Genomic DNA, 24,520 nt, shown 5'->3' on the forward strand with positions numbered 1-24,520 from the left:
CTGTTCAGGCGATCAGCGCCTTGCCGGCGGCGGCGAGGCTTTCGGCGCCGTCGATGACGCGCTCCTTGAGCGCGCGCGTCTCGCCTAGGAGGTTCTCGGCAAAGAAGCGGCAAAGCGCGACGCGGCCGCGGTCGGCTAGGCCGCCTTGCGCCAAATAAGCGCCGCCGGCGGCGAGCGAGATTAGGCGCAGATAGGGCGTGGCGCCGGCCATCGCGGCATCGGCCTTGCCGTCGGCCAACAGCCTTTGCAAGAAGCGCGTTGCCTCGTCGAGATCGGCAAGCGCGCGATCGAGATTGTCGGCGGTGCGGCCAAAACCTTCGATGTTGGAGGTGCGCACCGCATCGGCCATCGCTTTCAATTCGCCGATATAGCGATGCACGTGCGCGCCGCCGCCGAGCGGCAGTTTTCGCGAGACGAGGTCGATCGCCTGGATGCCGTTGGTGCCTTCATAGATCGGCGCGATGCGGGCGTCGCGATAGAGCGCCGCCGCGCCCGTCTCCTCGATGAAGCCCATGCCGCCATGCACCTGGATCCCCAGCGAAGCGACCTCGACGCCGACATCGGTCGAAAAGGCTTTTGCCAGCGGCGTCAAGAGATTGGCGCGGTCGCGCCAGTTAGCGGCGGCCTCGCCCTCGGCGACACGGGCACGGTCGATGGCGTGCGCGCAGGAATAGGCGATAGCACGCGCGATCTGCGTCAGCGCCTGCATTGTGAGAAGATTGCGCTGCACGTCCGGGTGATGGACGATCGGCGCCATGCCGGACCCTGAATAATCAGATGCCTTGCCCTGCCGGCGCTCATTGGCATAGGCGATCGCCTTCTGCGTGGCAGTTTCGGCCACTGCAACGCCCTGCATGCCCACCGCGAGACGAGCGTTGTTCATCATCGTGAACATGCAGGCCAACCCCTTGTTCTCCTCGCCGACCAGCCAGCCGATGGCGCCGGGCGTCATGCCCGCAAAACCGTCGCCATAGATCATGGTGCAGGTCGGCGAAGCGTGGATGCCGAGCTTGTGCTCGAGGCTGGAACAGAAGACGTCGTTGCGGGCGCCGAGCGAGCCATCGTCATCGACCAGGAACTTCGGCACCAGGAAGAGCGAGATGCCGCGCGTGCCGGCGGGCGCGTCGGGCAGCCTAGCCAGCACCAGATGCACGATGTTGTCGGTGAAATCGTGCTCGCCATAGGTGATGAACATCTTCTGGCCGAAGATGCGGTAGGTGCCGTCGCCGGCAGGCTCGGCACGGGTGCGCAGAGCGCCGAGGTCCGAGCCCGCCTGCGGCTCGGTCAGGTCCATCGTGCCCATCCACTCGCCCGAGACGAGCTTGGCGAGGTATTTGGCCTTGAGCGCCTCGGAGGCGTGCTTGTCGAGCGCCTCGACCGCGCCCATGGTGAGTGTCGGGCCGATGCCGAAGGCCATGGCGGCGGAGTTCCACATTTCGAGCGCGGCGACGGCTAGCATGGTCGGCAAGCCCTGGCCGCCATATTCGGCCGGCCCGGACAGCGCGTTCCAGCCGCCTTCGATCCAGCGCCGGTAAAGCTCCTTCCAGCCGGGCGGTGTGGTGACGGAAGCGCCCTTCAACACCGCGCCATGCTCGTCGCCGATCTTGTAGAGCGGCGCAACCTCCTCGCTGGCGAAGCGCCCGGCCTCGGCCAGGATCGCGTCGACAAGGTCCTCGCCCAGATCGCCGAAGGTGCCGGCATCCAGCGCCGGCTTCAGGCCGGCCACCTGCTTCAGCGTGAAGGCGATGTCCTCGACCGGTGCGCGATACATTGTGCCTACTTCTCCTCCAGTGCGGCCAACCGTAGTCGCGTAGCCGAAGCGAGGCCATCCATACTTGGGGTTGGCCTGCGTCCTTCTTTTTACGTAAACGTCAAACACGCGGATTTTGCAAGCGTAGACTTCGTCGTCCACGGCCGGAGAGGTTCAGTCGCTGTTCCGGCGCTGAACACCTCGCGGTTTGACAGCACTTCCTTAACCATAGCGGTTCAGGATCGTCCTCTGGTCAGTGGGGACACTCTGATTGAAAAAGCCGGCGCGCCCTCTTCGCCGCCTGGCGCTTCTCGCGGCTGCGGTTGCGCTGGGCACGGCGGCAAAGGCCTCGGATTTCTCCGAGCCGTGGAAGAATGCCGACCGCGCGCTGGTGATCGACGCCTACGAATATAACTCCATCGACTGGGCTGAGCTTGCCACCGACAAACGCATCGTCGGCTTCATCAACAAGGCGTCCGACGGGCTGCCGCCGCCCTATCTCTGCTTCGGCGACGAAACTGAGGTGAAGCTCTGCAAGGCGCTGTGGAAGCGCCATGCGGTGACGCGCGAGCTTTTCCAGACACGCAAGGTGGTGGCGAAGGCGCTCGGCCTGAAATGGGGCGCCTATCACCTCGCCCGCCCCGGCAATCCGGTCGAGCAGGCCAACAATTTCATCGATTTCGCCGAGCCGGCGCCGGACGATCTCATTGCCCTCGACATCGAGGGCATCGATCCCGCGCAATGGATGTCGCTCGAGGACGCGGAAGAATTCGTGCGCCAGGTGCATCGCCGCCTCGGTCGCTTCCCGGTGCTCTACTCGAACGGCAAGACCGCCCAGTACATCGCCGACAACCGTTACACCTACCGGCTGTTGTCGTGGCTGCCGCTCTGGTATGCGCGCTACAAGCCGGACATCGACGTGCATTTCCCGATGGGCAACTGGCAGCGTTACGCGCTCTGGCAGTTCGCGGCAAAGGCGAATTGCGGCCGCTTCAGCTGCCCCTATCGCGTGCCGGGCACGCCCAACGACATCGACGTCAGCGTCGCGCCGATGAAAGCCGATGAGTTGCGCCAGCAATGGGCCTTTGGCGGCCTGATCGACGTGCCGGCGGATTACCTCGCCTCGATCCCGGTGCCGATCCCGCGCGAAGCGGGCCTCGCCGGCAAGGTCACCATCACCTATGCCGATGTGGCGACGCCGCCGACCATCGAGGAAATGGTCGCGGTGCTCGGCGCGCGCTGGGAGAAATTCCGCGACGGATTCCGAATGCCGGTGGTCAAGACCGTGCCGCAGCGCCCGAGCTTCGGCATCGTGCAATATGTCGCCTGGAAACGAGCCGGACAGCGCACGCCCGAACAGCTCGACGCCGCCTTCGCGGCCGCCGATCCGGTCAGCACCGCATCGACGACGCTCGACCACCGCAGGCAGTAGTCAACGGCAGCGTCAACGATGATTGCCCAGGCTGGCATACATGCCGGTGGTGCGGAACTGTGTGGGCGTGATGCCGTAGCAGCGGCGAAACACCTTGGAAAAATAGTTGGGGTCGTCGAAACCGCACAGAACAGCGACTTCCTTGACCGGCAGGAAATCGGTCTTGGTCAGCAGCTTGGCGGCGCGATGTAGCCGCTGCTGCAGGACGAATTCGGCCGGCGGCAATCCTTCGCTCTCGGCGAAGCAGCGCGAGAAATGGGCGCGGCTGAGGCCGCTGATTTCGACCAGTTCCGCCACCGGCAGCGGCTTGTCGAGATTGGCGCTTATGTGATCGATGACTGGCTGCATGGCGCTCTGCTTTTCGGCGAAGGCGTGCGAGCCGAAGACATCGTCGTAAAGCGCCATCGCCGCCTCATAGGCGATCGCCGAGGCCGCGCCCGGCGAGGCGGCGCCCTTGATCAGGCGCAGGCTGCAATCGGCAAGGTGATCGATGGTCGCCGGCTGCAGCCGGAACACGGGACCTGAGACGCTGAGGATCGACTTGTGGACGCGCAGCGCCTCCTCGCCGTTCATCGAGATCCAGAAATATTCCCAGCGGTCGCCCTTGGCCAGCCAGTAGCGATGGTTGTGCGGCACCAGCACCAACAGCGTATCGCTCGCCTGCAGGCGGTAATTGCGGCTTTCGTAGCGCAATTGCCCGGTGCCGCTGATCGTATGCTGGAGCACGGTAAACGGGGTCTGGCCGCGCTTTCGCCCGTCCCAGTCGTAAGTCTCGTCCTCGCGCACCTCGTAGCCGGTGCTGGTCGGCATGGCGTGCAGGCGCTGGCGCCCGCGCGGCAGCGAAATCGTGCGCATTAGCTTTCCATTGGCGATCAGATCCTGCAGCACAAAATTACCCTCGAAAGCATAATCCTTCTCTGGCCGCGCTGGCGAATAAGCGCATAATCCGGCTCACTCAAGAACGGGAAAGACCCGCGGTCGGAGGAGCGGGCGGGAGGAGAAAGAGCTGGATTTCCGGCTCCACATGGCGAGCGCGCCTGCCGGCGCGCGGCCATACCCTCCCTTGCTGCTCCTTGCCTAACATTCGATTGGATCGAGGTGAAGGTGATGAGCTTCAAAATCGCTATTATTGGCGCCGGCAGCGTCGGCTTCACCAAGAAGCTGTTCACCGACATTCTCTGCGTGCCCGAATTCAAGGACATCGAATTCGCGCTGACCGACATCAGCGAGCACAATCTCGGGATGATCCAGGCGATCCTCGATCGGATCGTGGAAGCAAACGGGCTGCCGACCAAAGTGACGGCGACGACCGACCGCCGCAAGGCGCTGGAAGGCGCGCGCTACATCATCAGCTGCGTGCGCGTCGGCGGCCTCGAAGCCTATGCCGACGACATCCGCATCCCGCTGAAATACGGCATCGACCAATGCGTCGGCGACACGATCTGCGCCGGCGGCATCCTCTACGGCCAGCGCAACATCCCGGTGATCCTCGACTTCTGCAAGGACATCCGCGAGGTAGCCGAGACCGACGCCAAGTTCCTGAACTACGCCAACCCGATGGCGATGAACACCTGGGCCGCGATCGAATACGGCAAGGTTGACACGGTCGGGCTCTGCCACGGCGTGCAGCACGGCGCCGAACAGATCGCCGAGGTGCTCGGCGCGAAATCGCCCAGGGAGCTCGACTATGTCTGCTCCGGCATCAACCACCAAACCTGGTTCATCGAGCTCAGACTGAACGGCCGCGCGATCGGCAAGGACGAGTTGGTCGCCGCCTTCGAAGCGCACCCGGTCTATTCGAAGCAGGAGAAGCTGCGCATCGACGTGCTGAAGCGCTTCGGCGTCTATTCGACCGAAAGCAACGGGCATCTGTCCGAATACCTGCCGTGGTACCGCAAACGCCCCGACGAGATCACACGCTGGATCGACATGTCGGACTGGATCCATGGCGAGACCGGCGGCTATCTGCGCTACTCGACCGAGACCCGCAATTGGTTCGAGACCGAGTATCCGCAGTTCCTCGAAGCGGCTTCGAAGCCGATCGACCCGGCCAAACGCTCCAACGAGCATGCCAGCCACATCCTCGAGGCGCTGGAAACAAACCGCGTCTACCGCGGCCATTTCAACGTCAAGAACAACGGCGTGATCACCAACCTGCCGCAGGACGCCATCATCGAGTCGCCCGGCTTCGTCGATCGCTTCGGCATCAACATGGCCGCCGGCATCACACTGCCGGAGGCATGCGCCGCCACGTGCATGTCATCGATCAACGTCCAGCGCATGTCGGTGCATGCCGCGATCGCCGGCGACATCGATCTCTTGAAGCTCGCCATGCTGCACGATCCGCTGGTCGGCGCGGTGTCGACGCCGGAGGAGGTCTGGCAGATGGTGGACGAGATGGTCGTCGCCCAGGCCGCCTGGCTGCCGCAATATGCCGATGCTGTGCCGGCGGCAAAGGAGCGGCTTGCGAAGTCGAAGGTCAAGACCCGCGAATGGGCGGGCGCGGCGCGGCGCAACGTGCGCTCGATCGAGGAACTGCGCGCCGAAAAGGCGGGACTGAAACAGGCCGGCTGAGATTTCGGGCAGGCGGACCTGCAGGAGGCAGATCAGCCGAAAACGGCCCCCAAAATAAAGATCAAGCGGCGGGCAAGCAGCAGACGTTCAAAACATCTGGGAGGAGACAATGAGAAACTTACATAGAATTGGCATTGCCGCCGGACTGGCGCTCGGCGTTTCTATTCCGGTGCTCACCGCTTTCGCTTCTGAACCGACGATCCCGCCCGAGCCGGCGACATTCCCGGCCGAGGGCAAGATCCATTATGTGGCGCGCGACTCCATCCTGGAGTTCAAGGCGCTGCCCGAATATCACGAGCCGGACTGGGTGACGGAGAAATACGTCAAGACCGGCAAGCTGCCGCCGCTCAAGGACAGGCTGCCCAAGGAACCGCTGGTCTTCAAGACCGCCAACATGCCGGACGGCATCGGCGTCTATGGTGACACGATGCGCCATGTCATCGGCGGCAGGCCGGAAGGCTGGAACTACGGTGCCGGCCAGACGCAAGGCTGGGGCGGCATCGACATCGCGCTTTCCGAATGCCTGACACGCACCGCGCCGCTGTTCCAGGTCGATGCCAAGGACACCGAGCCGCTGCCGAACCTTGCCAAGAGCTGGGAGTGGTCGAAAGACGGCCACAAGCTCACCATGCATCTCGTCGAAGGCGCCAAATGGTCGGACGGCGTGCCCTTCAACGCCGACGACGTCATGTTCTACTGGGACGACGAGGTCGTCGACCCCAACGTGTCGCCGCTCAACGGGGCGACGCCGGAAACCTTCGGCGTCGGCACGATGCTCAAGAAGATCGACGACTACACCGTCGAATGGACGTTCAAGGAAGCGTTTCCGAGGCAATATCTCTATGCGATGGCCTACGGCACCTTCTGCCCCGGCCCGGCGCACATTTTGAAGCCGCAGCATCCGAAATATTCGAAGAACACCTACGACCAGTTCAAGAACGCCTTCCCGCCGGAATACATGAACATGCCGGTGATGGGCGCCTGGGTGCCGGTCGAATACCGCCCGGACGACATCATCGTCATGCGGCGCAATCCTTACTACTGGAAGGTCGACGAGAAGGGGAACCAACTGCCTTATCTCAACGAGCTGCAATACAAGCTCTCGACCTGGGCAGATCGCGACGTCCAGGCCGTCGCAGGCTCGGGCGACTTCTCCAATCTCGAGCAGCCCGAGAACTTCGTCGCCTCGCTGAAGCGCGCGGCTGACAAGAACGCGCCGGCACGGCTTGCCTTCGGTCCGCGGCTCATCGGCTACAATCTGCGTATGAATTTTTCCGCCAATGGCTGGGGCAACCCGGACGAGCGAGGCCAAGCGATCCGCGAATTGAACCGCAACGAGGATTTCCGCAAGGCCGTGACCATGGCGATCGACCGCAAGGCGCTCGGCGACTCGCTGGTCAAGGGACCGTTCACCGCCATCTATCCCGGCGGCTTCTCCTCCGGCACCAGCTTCTATGACCGCAAGTCGACGGTTTATTACCCGTTCGATCTCCAAGGGGCCAAGGCCGAGCTCGCCAAGGCCGGTCTCAAGGATACCGACGGCGACGGCTTCGTGAACTTCCCGGCGGGCACCGCCGGCGGCAAGAACGTCGAGATCGTGATGCTGGTCAACAATGACTACACCACCGACAAAAGCCTTGCCGAGGGCGTCGTGGCGCAGATGGAGAAGCTTGGGCTGAGGGTCGTGCTCAACGGGGTCAACGGCACGCAGCGCGACGCGATCCAGTATTCCGGCCGCTTCGACTGGCTGATCCGGCGCAATGACCAGGAGCTCACCTCCGTTGTGCAGAACACGGAGCAACTCGCTCCGGTCGGTCCCAAGACCAGTTGGAACCATCGCGCGCCTGAAAGCGGCGAAGTCGATCTGATGCCGTTCGAGAAGGACCTCGTCGACATCGTGAACAAGTTCGTCACGACGCAGGACAACGACCAGCGCGCCGACCTGATGAAGAAGTTCCAAAAGATCTCGACCGAGCACGTCTACAATGTCGGGCTAACCGAATATCCCGGCGCGCTGATCGTCAACAAGCGCTTCTCCAACATCCCGCAGGGAACGCCGATCTTCATGTTCAACTGGGCCGAGGATTCGATCATCCGCGAACGCGTCTTCGTCGCAGCTGACAAACAGGCGAAATATGAGCTCTTCCCCGACGAGCTTCCCGGCAAGCCCGGAGACAAGGGGCCGATGAACTAGTTAACCTCCCTGACGAAGAGAACTCCGGTCGCGCCAGCTGGCGCGGCCGGACAAAGCCAAATCTCCGGTGCCCCCAAGGCGCGACCGGCCAGCAAAGGAAGCCGACCATCCATGTTGCGATTCCTGCTCATGCGCATAGCGTCGGCGCTTCCCGTGCTCGCCATCTTGAGCCTGGTCACCTTCGCCATCATCCAGGCGCCGCCGGGCGACTATGCCGACTACATCAAATCGCAGCTCATCAACCAGGGCGGCGCCTCCTATGCCGAGGCGGATGCACAGGCCCAGGCCTACCGGAAAGAACACGGCCTCGATAAGCCGCTGCCTGTTCAGTATCTCAACTGGATCGGCGGCATCGTCACCCGCGGCGATTTCGGCTACAGCCTGTATTACAACAGGCCGGTGGCGGACGTGGTCGGCGAGCGCCTGCCGCGCACGCTGCTCCTGGCGCTGGTCTGCCACCTGCTCGCCTCGGTGCTGGGCATAAGCTTCGGCATTTGGGCGGCGACCCGCCAGTATTCCTGGATCGACTCGACGCTTTCGGCCATCTCCTTCCTCGGCATGACGGTGCCGCGCTTCCTGATGGCGCTGATCATCGTCTACCTGCTGGTCTTCCAGTTCAACGTGTCGGAGATCGGCAGCTTCTTCTCGCCGCGATATGGCGGCGCGCCATGGTCGTGGGCAAAATTCCTCGACCTGGTCAAGCATGTCTGGCCGGTGGTGGCGATCGCGACCTTCGGCGGGCTCGCCTACAATATGCGCGTCATGCGCGGCAACCTGCTCGACACGCTCAACGCGCAATATGTCGAGACGGCCAAAGCCAAGGGCCTGACTGGCGGCGCCGTGGTGATGCGCCATGCCGTGCCCAATGCGCTGCATCCATTGGTCATGTATCAAGGCGTGGTGCTGCCCTACATGCTGACCGGCGAGATCGAGACGGCGATCATTTTCGCGCTGCCGACCGTCGGGCCGGCGATCGTGGGCTCGATGGCGGTGGGCGATGTCTACGTGACCGCAACCTTCATGATGGTTCTGTCGGCGACGCTGATCGTCGGCAACATCATCGCCGACATGCTGCTGGTCCTGCTCGACCCCCGCGTGCGCCAGTTCGGGGAGCACTAGATGCTGGCCCGCGATCCCTCACCCCCGCCACCCGCCGAAGGAGCCGCGATTCCGGCCGCGCATGGCAACGAGAGCTACATCGCGCTTGTCTGGCGCCGGCTGAAGCGCTCCTGGACCGGCATGGCCGGGCTATGCCTGGTCGTGCTGCTGCTTCTCATGACCCTGTTCGCGGAATTCCTCGCGCCTCTTGACCCGAAAGCGACCGATATCGCCTTCGCGCCGCCGCAGATGGCTAGCTTTCACGACAAGGACGGCAACTTCGTCGCGCGGCCAAGGATTTACGCGCTGGCCGAATCGACCGACCTCGACCCGGTGACCTTCCAGCCGATCGTCGGCCCGGATTACGATCATCCACGACTGCTTGGCTTCTTCGTCGAGGGCGCGCCCTACAAACTCTTCGGCCTCATCCCGGCGAACCGGCATTTCTTCGGCTCGATGGACGGCCAGCCGGTGCATTTCCTCGGCACCGACAAGTTCGGCCGTGATGTGCTGTCGCGCGCCATCCATGGTTCGCGCGTCTCACTGATGATCGCGCTGACGGTGGTCTTCATCATCACCGTGATCGGAACCAGTGTCGGCATGGTGTCCGGCTATTTCGGCGGCCGGTTCGATGTCTGGATGCAGCGCTTCGTCGAACTGGTGCTCGCCTTCCCGCAACTGCCGCTTTACCTGGCGCTGACGACGCTGATCCCGGTCACCGCGCCGACCAATGTCTTTCTCGCCTTCGTTATCATCGTCATGTCGGCGCTTGGCTGGGCGCAGATGTCGCGCGAAGTACGCGGCAAGACGCTGGCGCTGGCGCGCATCGACTATGTGCGCGCGGCCCTGGCGGTGGGCGCCACCGATCGGCGGATCATCATCCAGCACATCTTTCCCAATGTGATGAGCCATGTGATCGTCGCCGTGACGCTGGCGATCCCAACGGTGGTGCTTCTGGAATCCTTCCTCGGCTTCCTCGGCTTCGCGGTGAAGCCGCCGCTGATCTCGTGGGGCCTGATGCTGCAGGACACCGCGACCTATTCGGTCATCGGCACCTATCCGTGGATTCTGTCGCCGGTCGGCTTCGTGCTGATCACGGTCTTTGCCTTCAACGCGTTGGGCGACGGCCTGCGCGATGCCGTCGATCCCTATTGAGGTGGCAGGAATGACGACGATCGCGCTTGCCCAATCCTTCGCTCCCGCCGTCCGGCTCGACCATGACGGACGCCACGACCAGCCGGTCATCGACGCCCGCAACATCGAAGTCGCCTTCAAGGTCGAGCACGGCATCGTCGAGGCGGTGAAGGACATCTCGTTCCAGCTCTATCGCGGCGAGACGATCGCGATCGTCGGCGAATCCGGTTCCGGCAAATCGGTGACGGCGCGCACCGTCATGGGGCTTTTGTCGCGGCGGGCAACGGTATCGCCGAGGTCAAGCGTCGACTATCTCGGACAGAACATTCTGAAATTCGCCGAGAGCGCCCGGCGCAAGCTGCGCGGCAACCGCATCTCGATGATCTTCCAGGAGCCGATGAGCTCGCTCAACCCGATCTATTCGGTCGGCAGCCAGATCGTCGAAGCGATCAGGGTGCACCGCAAGGTGAGCCGCAAAGAGGCCTGGGCGCGAGCGCTCGAGCTTTTGCGGCATGTCCAGATTCCCGAACCCGAAGCACGCCTCAAGCAGTATCCGCACCAGCTCTCCGGCGGCCAGCGGCAGCGCGTCATGATTGCCATGGCTTTGGCCAACGAGCCCGATGTGCTGATCGCCGACGAGCCGACCACCGCGCTCGACGTCACCGTCCAGGCGCAGATCCTCAACCTGATCCGCAATCTGCAGAAAGAAATGCGGATGGCGGTGGTTCTGATCACGCACGATCTTACCGTCGTGCGCAAATTCTCCGACTATGTCTATGTCATGCAGCATGGCGAGATGCGCGAGCATAACGTCACCGAGCGGCTCTTCGCCGATCCGCAGCATCCCTACACAAAGCGGCTGCTCGCATCCGAACCACACGGCCGGCCGAAGCCGCTGCCCGAAAAGTCCAGCACGATCCTCGAGGCGAACGGCGTGCGCGTCTGTTTCACGCTGCGGCACGGTACATTCCTGAAGCCGGACTGGCGCGAGCTGGTCGCGGTCGACGATCTCGACCTCAAACTTTGCCGTCACGAGACGCTGGGCCTGGTCGGCGAATCCGGTTCCGGCAAGACCACTTTCGGCCAGGCGCTGCTTCGGCTGCTCGACGCCAGGCGCGGCGAGATCCGTTTCGACGGCCAGCCGATCCAGGATCTCACGCGCGCCGAGATGCGGCCGCTGCGCTCGCGCATGCAGATCGTCTTCCAGGATCCGTTCTCCTCGCTCAACCCGCGCATGACGATCGGCCAGATCATCGAGGAAGGCCTGGTCGTGAACAGGATCGGGGCCACACGGCGCGAGCGGATCGAGCGGGTGCGTGAGGCGCTGGTCAGCGCCGGCATGCCCGGCGATATCCTGTCGCGGTTTCCGCACGAATTTTCGGGCGGCCAGCGGCAGCGCATCGCGATCGCGCGGGCCATCGCACTGGAGCCGGAATTCATCCTGCTCGACGAGCCGACATCGGCGCTCGATCTTTCCGTCCAGGCGCAGATCATCGACCTGCTGCGCAAGCTGCAGGACGAGCGCGGCTTGAGCTATCTCTTCATCTCGCACGACCTCAAGGTGGTGCGGGCGCTCTGCCACCGCGTGATCGTCATGCAGCACGGCAAGATCGTCGAACAGGGGCCCGTAGACGAGGTCCTCACCAGTCCCAAGACCGCCTACACCGAACGGCTCGTCCGGGCCGCTTTCGACGTGGCGTGACCATATTCCGGAGGCTCACAGTGGCAAGAAATCCCAGGATCACCTTCATCGGCGCCGGCTCGACGGTGTTCATGAAGAACATTGTCGGCGACGTGCTGCAGCGCCCGGCGCTGTCGGGCGCGACGATCGCTTTGATGGACATCAACCCGCAGCGGCTGGAAGAGAGCGCCATCGTCGTCAACAAGCTGATCGCGACCCTCGGCGTGAAGGCGAAGGCCGAGACCTATTCCGACCAACGCAAGGCGCTGTCCGGTGCCGATTTCGTCGTCGTCGCCTTCCAGATCGGCGGTTACGAGCCCTGCACCGTCACCGACTTCGAGGTGCCCAAGAGATATGGCCTGCGCCAGACGATCGCCGACACGCTGGGCGTCGGCGGCATCATGCGGGGCCTGAGGACGGTGCCGCATCTGTGGAGGATCTGCGAGGACATGCTCGCCGTCTGCCCCGACGCGATCATGCTGCAATACGTCAACCCAATGGCGATCAACACCTGGGCGATCGCCGCGAAATTCCCCCAGATCAAACAGGTTGGGCTCTGCCATTCGGTGCAGGGCACGGCGATGGAGCTGGCGCACGACCTCGACCTTCCCTATGAGGAGATCCGCTACCGCGCAGCTGGCATCAACCACATGGCGTTTTACCTCAAGTTCGAGCATCGCCAGCCGGACGGCTCCTACCGCGACCTCTATCCCGACCTTGTCCGCGCCTATCGCGAAGGCCGCGCGCCGAAGCCCGGCTGGAACCCGCGCTGCCCCAACAAGGTGCGCTACGAGATGCTGACCCGGCTCGGCTATTTCGTCACCGAAAGCTCGGAGCATTTCGCCGAATACACGCCCTATTTCATCAAGGAAGGTCGCCCCGACCTGATCGAGAAATACGGCATCCCGCTTGACGAATATCCGAAGCGGTGCATCGAGCAGATCGAACGCTGGAAGGGTCAGGCGGAGGCCTACCGCTCGGCCGACCGGATCGAGGTCGAGCAGTCAAAGGAATATGCCTCCTCGATCATGAACTCGGTGTGGACCGGCGAGCCGTCGGTCATCTACGGCAATATCCGCAACAATGGCTGCATCACCTCGCTGCCTTTAGACTGCGCGGCGGAAGTGCCGTGCCTGGTCGATGCTTCCGGCATCCAGCCGACCTATATCGGCGAGCTGCCGCCGCAGCTGACGGCGCTGATCCGCACCAACATCAATGTTCAGGAATTGACGGTGCGGGCGCTGATGAGCGAGAGCCGCGAGCACATCTACCACGCGGCGATGATGGACCCGCACACGGCGGCCGAGCTCGGTCTCGATCAGATCTGGTCGCTGGTCGACGACCTGCTTGCAGCGCATGGGGACTGGTTGCCGGCCTGGGCGCGACCAGGCAAGAGCAAGGCTGCCTGATTAGAGCAATTTCAGGAAAAGTGAGAAGCGGTTTTCCGTCCGAAATTGCGTCAAAACAAATAGACGGGAGATTTCGCCGTTTCCGTGAAACGGTGAAATGCCCTATTTGCCGGTCTGCTCGCGCTCGACGGCGCGCCAGCCGATGTCGCGGCGGAAGAAACCCTGCGGCCAGTCGATATGATCGGTCGCCCCGTAGGCCTTTTTTTGTGCCTCCCCGACGGTTGCGCCGGTTGCGGTGACGTTGAGCACGCGGCCGCCATTGGCGACGAGCGCGCCGCCATTGATGGCGGTGCCCGCGTGGAAGATTTCGGCGCCGTCGCTGGCGGCCTCGTCGAGACCGCGGATGACCGAGCCCTTTTCCGGCGTGCCGGGATAGCCCCTCGCCGCCATCACCACGGTCAGGGCCGCGTCGTCGCTCCAGCGGACCGACATGTGCGCGAGCTGGCCGTCGACAGCGGCGTTGAGCAGGACGAGCAGGTCGTCCTTCAGCCGCATCATCAGCACCTGGCATTCGGGATCGCCGAAGCGGGTGTTGTACTCGATCAGCTTGGGGCCTTGGTCGGTGATCATCAAACCGGCGAAGAGGATGCCGGCGAAAGGCGCGCCGAGATTGGCCATGCCGCGCATCGTCGGCTCGATGATCTCGCGCATGGTGCGCTCGGTCATCTCGGGCGTCATCACCGGCGCCGGCGAATAGGCGCCCATGCCGCCGGTGTTCGGACCGGTATCGCCGTCGCCGACGCGCTTATGGTCCTGCGCGGTGCCGAAGGGCAGCGCGGTGGCGCCGTCGCAGAGGCAGAAGAAGCTTGCCTCCTCGCCGGTCAGATATTCCTCGACGACCACCTCGGCGCCGGCGGAGCCAAAAGCGCCGTCGAAACAGGCGTCGAGCGCGGCAAGCGCCTCCTCCAGCTTCATGGCGATGGTGACGCCCTTGCCGGCGGCAAGGCCGTCAGCCTTGATGACGATCGGCGCGCCCATCTTTTCGACATAGGCCTTGGCCGCGGCGAGATCGCCGAAGCGGCCGTAGGCTGCGGTCGGAATGTTGAACTTGGCGCAAAGATCCTTGGTAAAGCCCTTCGAGCCTTCGAGCCGCGCCGCCGCCTTGGAGGGGCCGAAGACGCGGATGCCCCAGGCGCGCAAATCATCGGCAATGCCGGCCACCAGCGGCCCTTCCGGACCGACCACGACGAGGTCGATCTTCTTCTCCTGGCAGAAGGCGGCCACAGTGGAGTGGTCGGCGATGTCCAGCTTGACCAGTTCGGCGAAACGGCCGATGCCGGGATTGCCGGGCGAAGCATGGAGCTTCGTCAGCAGCGGCGACGCGGCGATCTTCCAGGCAAGCGCATGTTCGCGGCCGCCGGAGCCGAGAAGAAGAACGTTCATGGCCACCTCTTGCTGATCGTCTCCCCGAACCCGCTATTGGTCCAAGGGCGACGGGTCAAGGCATCTTGGCGTTTCGGGGGGCGATTGCACACGGGAAGATTGCCCACATCAAGACGCAATGAGGCAATTTGCCGGTGGGAAACCGATCCCGCCCGGCCCAATCCAAAGTCGACTCAGCTCCGGAAAACGACAGGGAACCAGTCCTCGCGCAACTTCTCAACGGGCTTGATGTGCTTCCCATGCAGCGCATTGTTCCGCCCACGACGCGCGCCTGCGCCTATCGAAGGCGGCACTCGCCTTCATCGAGACAGCGAAAGCATGGTTCGCCAGTCACGATGTTTTCACTGCCTGAGCGACAACGCGGCTGCTTGACGGCGCCCATCGCTGCTGCCACTCCAGCACGATGGAAACCATCCAGTCGAAAGCAGCCCAGGGCCGCGTCGCGGACGCGCCGAGCGGCCATTGGGTTTACCGGGTGCTGCCGCGCTGGCTGTGGCCCTATGCGCAGCTTGCGCGCTGGGACCGGCCGATCGGCTGGCAGCTGCTCTTGTGGCCCTGCTGGTGGTCGGCGGCTCTTGCGGCCAGCGCCTATCCGCGGCCGACGGATCCGCTGCTGACGCTGTTGCCCGCGCCCTGGTACCTGTTCCTGTTTTTCATCGGCGCCGTCGCCATGCGTGGCGCCGGCTGCACCTACAACGACATCGTCGACGAAGACATCGACAACCAGGTCGAGCGCACCCGCTCGCGGCCGCTGCCGGCCGGCAAGGTGAAGCGCCGCCAGGCCTGGGCGTTTCTGATCATCCAGGCGCTGGTCGGGCTCGCAGTGCTTTTGCAGTTCAACAGCTTCGCCATTCCGCTCGGCATAGCCTCGCTGGCCATTGTCGCGATCTACCCGTTCATGAAGCGCATCACCAATTGGCCGCAATTCGTGCTCGGGCTCGCCTTCTCCTGGGGCGCGCTGATGGGCTGGGCGGTCGAGTTCGGCGATCTCGATGGCCCCGCCATCATGCTCTATATCGGCTCGATCCTGTGGGTGATCGGCTACGACACGATCTACGCGCATCAGGACAAGGAAGACGACGCCATCGTCGGCGTGCGCTCGACGGCACGCCTGTTCGGCGACAACACCAAGACCTGGCTCACCGGGCTCTATGGCGGCACGCTTGCCTGCTTCGCCATCGCCTTTGCCTCGGCTCAAGTGCCGATGCCGGCGCTGGCCGGGCTGATTGCCGCCGGCGCGCATATGGCGCGCCAGATCATCCGGCTCGACATCAACGATCCCGATCAGTGCCTGAAGCTGTTCAAGTCGAACAACCAGGTCGGCTGGCTGATTTTTCTGGGGCTGATCGGCGGGGCGTTTTGGGTGGTGCTGAAGCCGCTGGTGTAGCGCCTCCCCTTGTCGTGGGAGGGTGGATCGGCGCGCAGTGCCGAGACGGTTGAGGGTGTTTCAGCGGAGTGAGAGCTCGGCGTTTCCTGGAGAACCCCTCATCCGTCGCCTTCGGCGACACCTTCTCCCACAGGGGGGAGAAGGGAAGGGTCGCAGCTATTCGCGCGCGATAATCTCCTCACCGCCGACGACGAGACGCAGGCCGAGATTGCCGGTCCTGCGGCGGGCGAGGAAGCGCGGGCGGCGCATGTTGGAGACACGGCCCTGGCGGCGTTCCTGCGGCGGCAGCGCTTTGATTGCGGCACCCAGCGATTCCTCCAGCGTGCGGGCGACGCCGTCGGCCTCGATCAGAAGCATCGGCAGGCGATAAGCGTCGGCCCAGGCGCGCCAGTCGGCGGCGACGTCGTCGAGATCGTCGGCGACCAAAAGCGGCACCGACAGCATCGGATCATTGTGCAGAAGTTCCAAAGTCACGGTGACATTGCCGTCCGGATCCTCCATGGCGCGGGCGGCGACACCACGGAAGGCATTGGCGGGCAGCGCGATGATCGCCGGCACGCCGCTCATCTCCAGCGTGCGGCGAATGACGGCGCCGCGCGGGTCGATGGTGAAGGTTACATCGCCATAGTCGTCGCGCGTGGCATAGCTTACCATCTGCGGCAGGCGAAACGGGTCGAGACGCATGTTGCGCCCCGCCCAGACTGGCTTCAGTCCAGTGTTCATTCGAATGCCTTCCTGTTTCTCCTGAGGGCCGTTTTCCGGTTCTCTCCGGGCCGGTTTTTCCGGCCTCGTTATGCGGGAAACATTAGCGCTCGCTTCTTACCGCCGCGCTTAAGAAAGTCAGTTAAATTTTGCTGATCGGAGCCGATGGTTATCGGAATGCGACCAGCCACAAGACGTTGGAAGAATTAGATAACCTTACCGAGATTCATGATGCCGGCCGGGTCGAAGGCCGCCTTCACCCGGCGCATCAGATCGATCGCCATTGGCGGGGCCGTGGCGATCAGCTCGTCGCGCTTCAATTGGCCGATGCCGTGCTCGGCCGAGATCGAGCCGTGGAAGGAACGCACGACATCGTGCACGGCCTTGTTCATCGGGTGGTAGAGCTCAAGGAACGGGTCGTCCTGCCAATCCAGCGGGCGAGAGATGTTGTAGTGAAGATTGCCGTCGCCCATGTGGCCGAAGCAGACGACGCGGGCGCCGGGACAGACAGTCTGGACTACGCCTGCCGCCTTTTCGATGAACTCCGGGATCGAGGCGATCGGCACCGAGATGTCGTGCTTGATCGAGGCGCCCTCCGGCTTCTGGCATTCTGGCAGCGTCTCGCGGAAATTCCAGAAGGCGTCGCCCTGGGCAAGACTTGCCGACACCACCGCATCGCCGACGATACCCTGCTCGAGGCCGGCCGAAAGAATCTCCTCGATCAGCGCCTTGCCATCTTCTTCCGAGCGACCTGAAGAGACCTGCATCAGGGCATACCACGGCCAGTCATCCGCCAGCGGTCGGGTGATCCCTTGCCCATGCTTAAGCGTGAAGTCGTAAGGCCGTTTGGCGATCAGCTCGAAAGCCGTGAGCGAAGCACCGGCGCGATCCATCGCCAAGCTGAACAGCGAGAGCGCTGCCTGGGGCGACGACAGGCCGGCGAAGGCAACCTCCCTGCCCTTCGGCTTCGGAAAGAGCTTCAGCACCGCGGCGGTGATGACGCCGAGGGTGCCCTCGGCGCCGACGAAGAGGTTTTTCAGATCGTAGCCGGTGTTGTCCTTCTTCAGCTTGCGCAGATCGTCGAACACTTCGCCGGTCGGCAGCACCACTTCGACGCCGAGGCAAAGCTCGCGCGCATTGCCATAGGCAAGCACGCCGGTGCCCCCGGCGTTGGAAGAGAGATTGCCGCCGATCTGGCAGGAGCCTTGGGCTGCAAGCGACAGCGGGAACAGCCGGTCGGCAGCGTCGGCCGCTTCCTGGAGCGTCTGCAGGATGACGCCGGCCTCGGCGGTGATGGTGTTCGACAGGACATCGATCTCGCGGATGCGGTTCAGCCGCGACAGCGAGAGCACGATGTCGCGGCCGGACTTGTCCGGCACTTGGGCGCCGACCAGCCCGGTGTTGCCGCTCTGCGGCACGACCGGCGTGCCGGTCTCGGTCGCGAGCCGCATGATGCGGCTCACTTCCTCGACGCTGCCTGGCCTCAGCACCAGCGGTGTCCGGCCATGCCAGAGGCCGCGCCGCTCGGCGATGTAGGGCGCGATGTCAGCCTGATCGCGCAGCGCGTATCTGTCGCCGACGATGGCAGCGAAGCGGTCGATGAGGGCAGGATCGAGGTCGAAGGGCTGGTCGTTCATGCGCCCAAACCTAGAGCAATTCCAGGAAAAGTGTGAAGCGGTTTTCCGTCCGGAATTGCGTCAAAACAAAGAGATAGGCTCAGTCGATCTTGTCACGCGGGGCGGCGGCGCGCGCGAGCCGGTCGTTGATCGCCTCGCCCAAGCCGTCGGCCGGGATCGGCTCGACGGCGATCGTGGCCGCGCCGCTGCGGTCGAGCGCCTGCATATAGGCGAACAGATTGGCGGCGGCCTCCCGCAGATCCCCCGCCTCGGAAAGATTGCGCAGCGCCACGGCATCCTGCCAGCCTTCAGCGCGAGCGCGGCCGAAGGCGAGCAGCGCCTCGCCGCTCGTGAGCTTGCCGACGTTGAGCCGCATCGATGCGCGCGGCGCGTAATGCGAGGCGAGCATGCCGGGCGCCTGGATTCCGGTAGCGCCGCGGATCACCTCAATTCCGGCGACCGCTTCAATGTCCCGGGCAGCGATGCCGCCGGGTCGTAGCAGACGCAGCTTGCCGTCCTCGATCTTGACGATCGTCGATTCCAGGCCGACGGGCGTCGCGCCGCCGTCGACCACCAGCTTGATCTTCCCGCCGAGATCGGCCGACACGGCCTCGGCCGTCGTGGCGCTGATCCTGCCGGAGGAATTGGCGCTGGGCGCCGCGAGCGGCCGGCCTAATCTCGCGATCAGCTCGCCGCCGAAGCCTCTCGGCATGCGCAGCGCGATCGTGTCAAGCCCGGCTGTGACGAGCGGATGGATGCCGTTTTCCGCGCGCTGCGGCAACACCAGCGTCAGCGGACCGGGCCAGAAAGCTTCCGCCAGCTTTGTTGACAATGGATCGAACGCAGCAATGCGGGTCGCCATGGCGAGGTCGGCGACGTGGGCGATCAGCGGGTTGAAGCGCGGGCGCCCCTTGGCCTCGAAGATACGCGCCACGGCAGCCCCATTGGTGGCGTCACCTGCCAGTCCGTAAACGGTCTCGGTCGGGATGGCGACAACATCGCCGCCTTCGAGCAGCGCCAGCGCCCTTTCCATCGCCTCGCCGACGCCAAGTATCTCAGCCAAATTCACCACCGATCCTGAACATGCCGGTCCCGTAATACGGCTTGGAAGCAGGGGCAAGGGCGGGCATTGGCGATTTATCAATCCCTAAAATGTTAGGTTTCCGCGCAAGCCGGCATCAATTCGCCGACGCTAGGGTGTGGATTTCCGGTTGGTGGGCGGAGAGTTGTCGTGATGCGTATGTCTTGCTTCGATGCAATTGCGAACGGAAAGCTGTTACGTCCCTTTCCTGGAATTGCTCTAGGAGCGGTCGTTATCGGTCTTCTGGCGACGAGCGGCTTGGCACAGGCTTCGTCCATCGTCGTGCTCGGCGCGGCGACCTCGACGCCATCCATTGTCAGGCTGGCCGCGATCGAGCCCGGCAAGGCTACACCGTCAGTTGTGGCGCTCGGCGAGCCGGTGCCAGCCGTCACCGATGAGAAAGTGGCCGCGATCCCGGAGAAATCCGGACAGAGGCACGCGCAGGCGCCGACGATCATTCGCGGCGGCATCGTCGGCGGCGCTTCGGCGACGCCTGCGGCGACTGCCCCGGCCAAAGAGGCCGCGACACCGGCAAACGGCACCGCGCCCGCCGCCACGCCTCCCAACGGTACGGCTGCGGCCACGCCCCCCAACGGCACGGCTCAGGCTGCCACCAACGGCGATACCAAGGCTTCCGAGAACAACCCCGCCACGACGGCAACCGCGTCTGGCGGCGAGACGCAACCGGAAGCCCAACCGGAAGCTGCCCCGACGCCGCCGCGGTTCAGCAAGGCGATGTAGGCGCGACGGCCTCCCGCGCCTTACGGAGCATGCAGCTTCCGACCGGCATTCTGGTTGTCAGCCGACGATTTTTGAAAAATCGGCGACCTGGTCGGTGGCGGCGCGGATGCGAGCAAGCAGGGCCAGGCGGTTGGCGCGCACGGCCTGGTCCTCATCATTCACGAGAACCCCTTCAAAGAATGAATCAACTGGTTCACGCAAGACGCTAAGCGTCAGCATGGCGGCGGAAAAATCTTCGTTTTGAATCGCTTGGCCGGCTTCCTTCTCGGCCTGATTCACCGCGGCCGACAGCTTCTTTTCCGCATCCTCGCGGAACAGCGCCGGCTCAACAATCTCGGCGACCCGTGTTTTCTTCTTCTCCTCGGCAGCCAGGATGTTGGCGGCGCGCTTGGTACCGGCAAGCAGGTTCTTGCCATCCTCCGTGTCGAGGAACTTGCCCAGCGCCTCGACGCGGCGAACGATCTGCAGAAGGTCGTCGGACTGCGGCGTGATGACGGCGTCGATAAGATCGTATCGTGCACCGCTTTCGCGGAGATATACCTTGAGGCGGTCATGGAAGAAGCCGAGGAGATCCGAAATTTGTGCGGCATCGCTGGCGAAGCTCGCAAAGGCGTTGGCGAAGACCGATGTCAGTCCGAGGCGAATGCGGTTCTCGATCAGGATCCGGACCACGCCGAGTGCAGCTCTTCTGAGCGCGAACGGATCCTTGCTGCCTGTCGGCTTTTCATCGATCGCCCAGAAGCCTGTCAGCGTGTCGAGCTTGTCGGCCAGCGCGACAGCAACCGACACCGGGTCGGTCGGCACCCGGTCGGACGGGCCTTGCGGCTTGTAGTGCTCCTCGGCGGCCGCGGCCACCGACGGATGCTCGCCCTGGAGCAGCGCATATTTGCAGCCCATGGCGCCCTGCAATTCCGGGAACTCGCCTACCACCTCGGTCTGCAGGTCGGCCTTGGCGAGCACCGCGGCGCGGGCGACGAGCGCGGTAATCTCCCCCCTCGAGGGGGAGATGTCGCCAGAGGCGACAGAGGGAGTCGTCTCGCGTGGAGTGCCAACCTCTTCCCTCTTCGAAATGCCAGAATGCGTCGCACCAGCCGAAGCAACCCCCTCTGGCCTGCCGGCCATCTCCCCCTCAAGGGGGGAGATCGACTTCGCCACCGTCGGCGCCAATTCCTCGGCCAAGCGCTTGATGCGCGCCACGCGCTGCCCTTGTGTGCCAAGCTTGGCATGGAAGGTCACATTGAGATGGTCAAGGCGCGCCATGCGCTGGTCGAGCGGCTTCTTTAGATCCAGCTCGAACTTCGCCGCCGACTCTTGCAGCGTGCCGAGGTCGGGCAGATCGCCCTGGTCGGTCTTCCAGAAATAGAGGGCGTCTGAGAGACGCGCCCGCACCACCTTGCCATTGCCGTAGGCGATCTCTTTGCCGCCGTCCTTCGCTTCGATATTGGCAACCAGGATGAAGCGATCGGAGAGTGGCGATTGGCCAATCTCCCCCCTTGAGGGGGAGATGCCCGGCAGGGCAGAGGGGAGTGCCTCGCGCTGAGAGAACGGCGGGACGGCACCCCCCTCTGTCGGCTTCGCCGACATCTCCCCCTCTAGCGGGGAGGTTGGGCGCGACGTCACGAAGCATTTCTGATTGGCGCGAATGGTTAGGCGAATGACCTCGGCCGGGATGGTGAGAAAATCCTGCTCGAACTCGCCCATCAGCACGACCGGCCACTCGACCAGGCCGGAGACCTCTTCCAGCAGGCCCTCGTCCTCGACGAGATCGAGGCCGTTGGCGAAGGCGACATTGCGGGCATCGGCCAGGATGATCTCCTTGCGCCGGTCGGCATCAAGCACGACCTTGGCCGCTTCGAGCTTCGCCACATAGTCGTCGAAGCGGCGCACGGTGATCGTGCCCGGTGCATGGAAGCGGTGGCCGTAGGTGACGTTGCCGGAGCGGATGCCGTCGATCTCGAAATCGACCACCACCGGCTCCTCGGTCTCCGGGCCGAAGGTGCAGACGATCGATTGCAGCGGCCGCACCCAGCGCAGCGAGCCGGGCTTGGCCGAGGCCGCGCCCCAACGCATCGATTTCGGCCAGGGAAAGTTCTTGATGATGCCCGGCACCAGCTCGGCGATGATCTCTTCCGCCGCCCTGCCCGGCTTCGAGATGTGGGCGACGTAGAAGTCGCCCTTCTTGGGATCGGAATGGACATGCGCCTCGGCGATCGACGAAAGGCCGGCCTTGCGCAGAAAACCCTGCACCGCCTGGTCGGGCGCGGTGGTCGAGGGGCCCTTGATCTCCTCGCGAATGTCCTTCGAGCGCGCCGTCAGCCCGCGCACGTCCAGCGCCAGGCGTCGCGGCGTCCAGTATTCGCGCGCCGCCTCATAGGTCAGACCCGCCTCGATCAAGCCGTCGGTCAGCATCTTGCGAAGATCGCCGGCCGCCTTGCGCTGCATGCGCGCGGGGATTTCTTCCGAGCGGAGTTCTAGGAGGAGGTCAGGCATCAGTTAGCTCCTTACCCTCCCCTTGATGGGGAGGGTCGGCGCGCAGCGCCGGGGTGGGGTGGCGGCGTTTCAGCCGCCAGCACCTTCGGCACCATCGCGCAGACCAAGGTGTGATTTTCGTTCTTCCACAGCCGCATAGATTGTATCGAGAGCGGAATCCAGTTCGTTTTTTATCTCGTGGTTCCAGAAGCGGACGACGCGATAGCCCTGGCTCTCAAACCATCTCGTTCGGACTGCATCATGGCACTGCTGGCCATCAAAGCCATGTTGGAAGCCATCCACCTCGATGATCAGCTTCAGCCGATGGGAGATAAAGTCAGGATAGTAACCGCCAACCGACGCTTGTCGACGAAAGTGCGTTCCTTCGACCGGAATACGCCAGAGGTGCCGCCACAGCCTGCGTTCCTCCTCGGTCATTGCCGCGCGCAGCCTTCGTGCGGACTGCAGCTTGAACCGATCAAGTTTTGGCATAGGGAAGCGCCCGTCACCCCCACCCGCCGCTTCGCGGCGACCTCCCCCATCAAGGGGGAGGTAGAGGGCGCATAGCAACTCGGCTCGCGCCTGTCACCCTGCCTGCCGGTTGGCAGTTCGAGCTATTTCAGGAAATTTTCAGTTCTTTGTCGGGACGACGCGAGCCCACCCGTCATAAGAACAGACACCCCATGAACCAAACGCAGTGCTGAAGCGACCAACGCTCAGACGGAGAACTATTGGCTGAACGACCATGAAGACGGCATCGAGAATCCTGCAGATCCTGGCACTGAGCGCCTGCTTCGCCGCCCAGATGCATGGCACATTCTCGATGCCGGGCGTGCGACAGGCACTGCGGACGATTGATGCCGCGACAGTCCAGATCACGTTGCCGATTGCAGCCGCCGCCGAGATCGCCAGCGTGACTTTGGGCTAAGTCGCCAAGCCGCCCGCCCGCGTTTGCAGGAACGCCTCTCCGCAAGCCTTGGCAAGGTTGCGCACGCGCAGAATGTAGCTCTGGCGCTCGGTCACGGAAATCACGCCGCGGGCGTCAAGCAGATTGAAGACGTGGCTTGCCTTGATGCACTGGTCATAGGCGGGGAAAACCAGACGGTGCATCGACGAATTGTCGTTCGACGCCGGCGCGCCGGCGGCAAGCAGCGCCTTGCACTCGGCTTCGGCGTCCTCGAAATGCCGAAGCAGCATCGCCGTGTTGGCAAATTCGAAATTGTGGCGCGAATATTCCTGCTCGGCCTGCAGGAACACGTCGCCATAGGTCACCTTCTCCGGCCCTTCGCGGCCGTTGAAGTTCAAGTCGTAGACATTATCGACGCCCTGCACATACATGGCGAGACGCTCGAGCCCATAGGTGAGCTCGCCCGCCACCGGCGCGCATTCGATGCCGCAGACTTGCTGGAAATAGGTGAACTGCGACACTTCCATGCCGTCGCACCAGCACTCCCAGCCGAGGCCCCAGGCGCCCAGCGTCGGGCTCTCCCAATCGTCCTCGACGAAGCGGATGTCATGCAGCAGCGGATCGACGCCGATGGCTTCCAGCGAGCCGAGATAGAGTTCCTGCAGGTTCGGCGGGTTCGGCTTCAGGATCACCTGATATTGATAGTAATGCTGCAGCCGGTTGGGGTTCTCGCCGTAGCGGCCGTCCTTCGGCCGACGCGACGGCTGCACGTAAGCCGCGTTCCAGCGCAACGGGCCGAGCGCGCGCAAGGTGGTGGCGGGGTGGAAGGTGCCGGCGCCGACTTCCATGTCGTAGGGCTGCAGGATGACGCAGCCGTAAGCTGCCCAGTAGTTGTGCAAGGTCAGGATCAGCCCCTGGAAGGAGCGGCTGGGATGCATGTGGGCAGGGATCTCGACGGTCAC

At 63.8% G+C, this 24,520-nt stretch carries 19 protein-coding genes; 10 read left to right on the top strand and 9 right to left on the bottom strand.

All coding sequences use genetic code 11. From position 1 onward, the window contains the following. Positions 1–4: 4 nt before the first annotated feature. A complete protein-coding gene (locus EOD29_RS08430; RefSeq protein ID WP_127246425.1) occupies positions 5–1,771 on the bottom strand; it encodes an acyl-CoA dehydrogenase in 1,767 nt (588 codons plus the stop codon). A 280-nt stretch (positions 1,772–2,051) separates the two neighbouring features. Between EOD29_RS08430 and EOD29_RS08435 the strand changes: the two genes are divergently transcribed. After that, entirely contained in the window at positions 2,052–3,182 is a 1,131-nt protein-coding gene (locus tag EOD29_RS08435) for a glycoside hydrolase family 25 protein (RefSeq protein ID WP_245475300.1), read from the top strand. Between the two features lie 12 nt (positions 3,183–3,194). Here the strand turns inward: EOD29_RS08435 and EOD29_RS08440 are convergent, their stop codons facing one another. Further along, a complete protein-coding gene (locus tag EOD29_RS08440) occupies positions 3,195–4,037 on the bottom strand; it encodes an AraC family transcriptional regulator (protein ID WP_127246427.1) in 843 nt (280 codons plus the stop codon). A 252-nt stretch (positions 4,038–4,289) separates the two neighbouring features. Between EOD29_RS08440 and EOD29_RS08445 the strand changes: the two genes are divergently transcribed. The 6 genes from EOD29_RS08445 (at position 4,290) to EOD29_RS08470 (ending at position 13,272) form a co-directional block, all read left to right on the top strand. Then, entirely contained in the window at positions 4,290–5,756 is a 1,467-nt protein-coding gene (locus EOD29_RS08445; RefSeq protein WP_127246428.1) for an alpha-glucosidase/alpha-galactosidase, read from the top strand. A gap of 109 nt (positions 5,757–5,865) precedes the next feature. Beyond that, positions 5,866–7,950, top strand: a complete 2,085-nt coding sequence (locus EOD29_RS08450; RefSeq protein WP_067327829.1) for an ABC transporter substrate-binding protein — start codon at positions 5,866–5,868, stop codon at positions 7,948–7,950. Between the two features lie 111 nt (positions 7,951–8,061). Beyond that, complete coding sequence (locus EOD29_RS08455; RefSeq protein WP_066998120.1) at positions 8,062–9,069, top strand: ABC transporter permease; 1,008 nt, start codon at positions 8,062–8,064, stop codon at positions 9,067–9,069. After that, on the top strand, positions 9,070–10,203 hold the full coding sequence (locus EOD29_RS08460; protein WP_127246429.1) for an ABC transporter permease: 1,134 nt from the start codon (positions 9,070–9,072) through the stop codon (positions 10,201–10,203). Positions 10,204–10,213: 10 nt separating this feature from the next. Beyond that, positions 10,214–11,884 (top strand): ABC transporter ATP-binding protein, encoded by a 1,671-nt coding sequence (locus EOD29_RS08465; RefSeq protein WP_127246430.1) that lies wholly within the window; start codon positions 10,214–10,216, stop codon positions 11,882–11,884. A 20-nt stretch (positions 11,885–11,904) separates the two neighbouring features. Beyond that, the gene (locus tag EOD29_RS08470; protein ID WP_127246431.1) at positions 11,905–13,272 is read left to right on the top strand and encodes an alpha-glucosidase/alpha-galactosidase; all 1,368 of its coding nucleotides are present in this window, start codon (positions 11,905–11,907) and stop codon (positions 13,270–13,272) included. Positions 13,273–13,374: 102 nt separating this feature from the next. Here the strand turns inward: EOD29_RS08470 and purD are convergent, their stop codons facing one another. Continuing rightward, positions 13,375–14,655, bottom strand: a complete 1,281-nt coding sequence (gene purD, locus EOD29_RS08475) for a phosphoribosylamine--glycine ligase (RefSeq protein ID WP_127246432.1) — start codon at positions 14,653–14,655, stop codon at positions 13,375–13,377. Positions 14,656–15,058: 403 nt separating this feature from the next. Here purD and ubiA point away from each other — a divergent pair, with 403 nt between their 5' ends. After that, positions 15,059–16,042, top strand: a complete 984-nt coding sequence (gene ubiA, locus EOD29_RS08480; RefSeq protein ID WP_067327822.1) for a 4-hydroxybenzoate octaprenyltransferase — start codon at positions 15,059–15,061, stop codon at positions 16,040–16,042. Positions 16,043–16,198: 156 nt separating this feature from the next. Here ubiA and EOD29_RS08485 read toward each other — a convergent pair whose 3' ends face one another. The 3 genes from EOD29_RS08485 to EOD29_RS08495 all read right to left on the bottom strand — a co-directional run bounded on the left by EOD29_RS08485 (position 16,199) and on the right by EOD29_RS08495 (position 19,423). After that, positions 16,199–16,765, bottom strand: coding sequence for a DUF6101 family protein (locus EOD29_RS08485; protein ID WP_067327821.1), 567 nt, complete (start codon positions 16,763–16,765; stop codon positions 16,199–16,201). A 185-nt stretch (positions 16,766–16,950) separates the two neighbouring features. Continuing rightward, on the bottom strand, positions 16,951–18,381 hold the full coding sequence (locus tag EOD29_RS08490; protein ID WP_127246433.1) for an FAD-binding oxidoreductase: 1,431 nt from the start codon (positions 18,379–18,381) through the stop codon (positions 16,951–16,953). 79 nt (positions 18,382–18,460) lie between these two features. Then, positions 18,461–19,423 carry an L-threonylcarbamoyladenylate synthase gene (locus tag EOD29_RS08495; protein WP_164763715.1) on the bottom strand — a complete coding sequence of 321 codons (963 nt, stop codon included), beginning with the start codon at positions 19,421–19,423 and terminating at the stop codon, positions 18,461–18,463. A gap of 276 nt (positions 19,424–19,699) precedes the next feature. Between EOD29_RS08495 and EOD29_RS08500 the strand changes: the two genes are divergently transcribed. After that, positions 19,700–20,182, top strand: a complete 483-nt coding sequence (locus EOD29_RS08500) for a hypothetical protein (protein ID WP_127246434.1) — start codon at positions 19,700–19,702, stop codon at positions 20,180–20,182. A gap of 57 nt (positions 20,183–20,239) precedes the next feature. Here the strand turns inward: EOD29_RS08500 and glyS are convergent, their stop codons facing one another. Together glyS and EOD29_RS08510 are read right to left on the bottom strand one after the other, a co-directional pair. Beyond that, positions 20,240–22,672, bottom strand: coding sequence for a glycine--tRNA ligase subunit beta (gene glyS, locus EOD29_RS08505; RefSeq protein ID WP_127246435.1), 2,433 nt, complete (start codon positions 22,670–22,672; stop codon positions 20,240–20,242). 69 nt (positions 22,673–22,741) lie between these two features. Continuing rightward, positions 22,742–23,143, bottom strand: a complete 402-nt coding sequence (locus EOD29_RS08510; RefSeq protein ID WP_127246436.1) for a DUF559 domain-containing protein — start codon at positions 23,141–23,143, stop codon at positions 22,742–22,744. Positions 23,144–23,396: 253 nt separating this feature from the next. On the opposite strand from EOD29_RS08510, the gene EOD29_RS08515 reads away from it, so the two are divergent. Then, positions 23,397–23,579, top strand: a complete 183-nt coding sequence (locus tag EOD29_RS08515; RefSeq protein WP_067327818.1) for a hypothetical protein — start codon at positions 23,397–23,399, stop codon at positions 23,577–23,579. On the opposite strand, the gene EOD29_RS08520 is transcribed toward EOD29_RS08515, so the two are convergent. Further along, positions 23,576–24,520, bottom strand: coding sequence for a glycine--tRNA ligase subunit alpha (locus tag EOD29_RS08520; protein WP_082954005.1), 945 nt, complete (start codon positions 24,518–24,520; stop codon positions 23,576–23,578). The genes EOD29_RS08515 and EOD29_RS08520 overlap by 4 nt on opposite strands.

Origin of the sequence: Mesorhizobium sp. M1A.T.Ca.IN.004.03.1.1, from assembly GCF_003997555.1 — a bacterium.
In the GTDB taxonomy this organism is placed as follows: domain Bacteria; phylum Pseudomonadota; class Alphaproteobacteria; order Rhizobiales; family Rhizobiaceae; genus Mesorhizobium.

Excerpts from the sequence above, each read along its gene's own strand:
- EOD29_RS08490 (WP_127246433.1), bottom strand. The coding sequence starts at position 18,381 with ATGAACGACCAGCCCTTCGACCTCGATCCTGCCCTCATCGACCGCTTC.
- EOD29_RS08485 (WP_067327821.1), bottom strand. The coding sequence starts at position 16,765 with ATGAACACTGGACTGAAGCCAGTCTGGGCGGGGCGCAACATGCGTCTC.
- glyS (WP_127246435.1), bottom strand. The coding sequence starts at position 22,672 with ATGCCTGACCTCCTCCTAGAACTCCGCTCGGAAGAAATCCCCGCGCGC.
- EOD29_RS08465 (WP_127246430.1), top strand. The coding sequence starts at position 10,214 with ATGACGACGATCGCGCTTGCCCAATCCTTCGCTCCCGCCGTCCGGCTC.
- EOD29_RS08455 (WP_066998120.1), top strand. The coding sequence starts at position 8,062 with ATGTTGCGATTCCTGCTCATGCGCATAGCGTCGGCGCTTCCCGTGCTC.
- ubiA (WP_067327822.1), top strand. The coding sequence starts at position 15,059 with ATGGAAACCATCCAGTCGAAAGCAGCCCAGGGCCGCGTCGCGGACGCG.
- EOD29_RS08440 (WP_127246427.1), bottom strand. The coding sequence starts at position 4,037 with ATGCGCACGATTTCGCTGCCGCGCGGGCGCCAGCGCCTGCACGCCATG.
- EOD29_RS08460 (WP_127246429.1), top strand. The coding sequence starts at position 9,070 with ATGCTGGCCCGCGATCCCTCACCCCCGCCACCCGCCGAAGGAGCCGCG.
- EOD29_RS08445 (WP_127246428.1), top strand. The coding sequence starts at position 4,290 with ATGAGCTTCAAAATCGCTATTATTGGCGCCGGCAGCGTCGGCTTCACC.
- EOD29_RS08510 (WP_127246436.1), bottom strand. The coding sequence starts at position 23,143 with ATGCCAAAACTTGATCGGTTCAAGCTGCAGTCCGCACGAAGGCTGCGC.
- EOD29_RS08430 (WP_127246425.1), bottom strand. The coding sequence starts at position 1,771 with ATGTATCGCGCACCGGTCGAGGACATCGCCTTCACGCTGAAGCAGGTG.
- purD (WP_127246432.1), bottom strand. The coding sequence starts at position 14,655 with ATGAACGTTCTTCTTCTCGGCTCCGGCGGCCGCGAACATGCGCTTGCC.
- EOD29_RS08515 (WP_067327818.1), top strand. The coding sequence starts at position 23,397 with ATGAAGACGGCATCGAGAATCCTGCAGATCCTGGCACTGAGCGCCTGC.
- EOD29_RS08450 (WP_067327829.1), top strand. The coding sequence starts at position 5,866 with ATGAGAAACTTACATAGAATTGGCATTGCCGCCGGACTGGCGCTCGGC.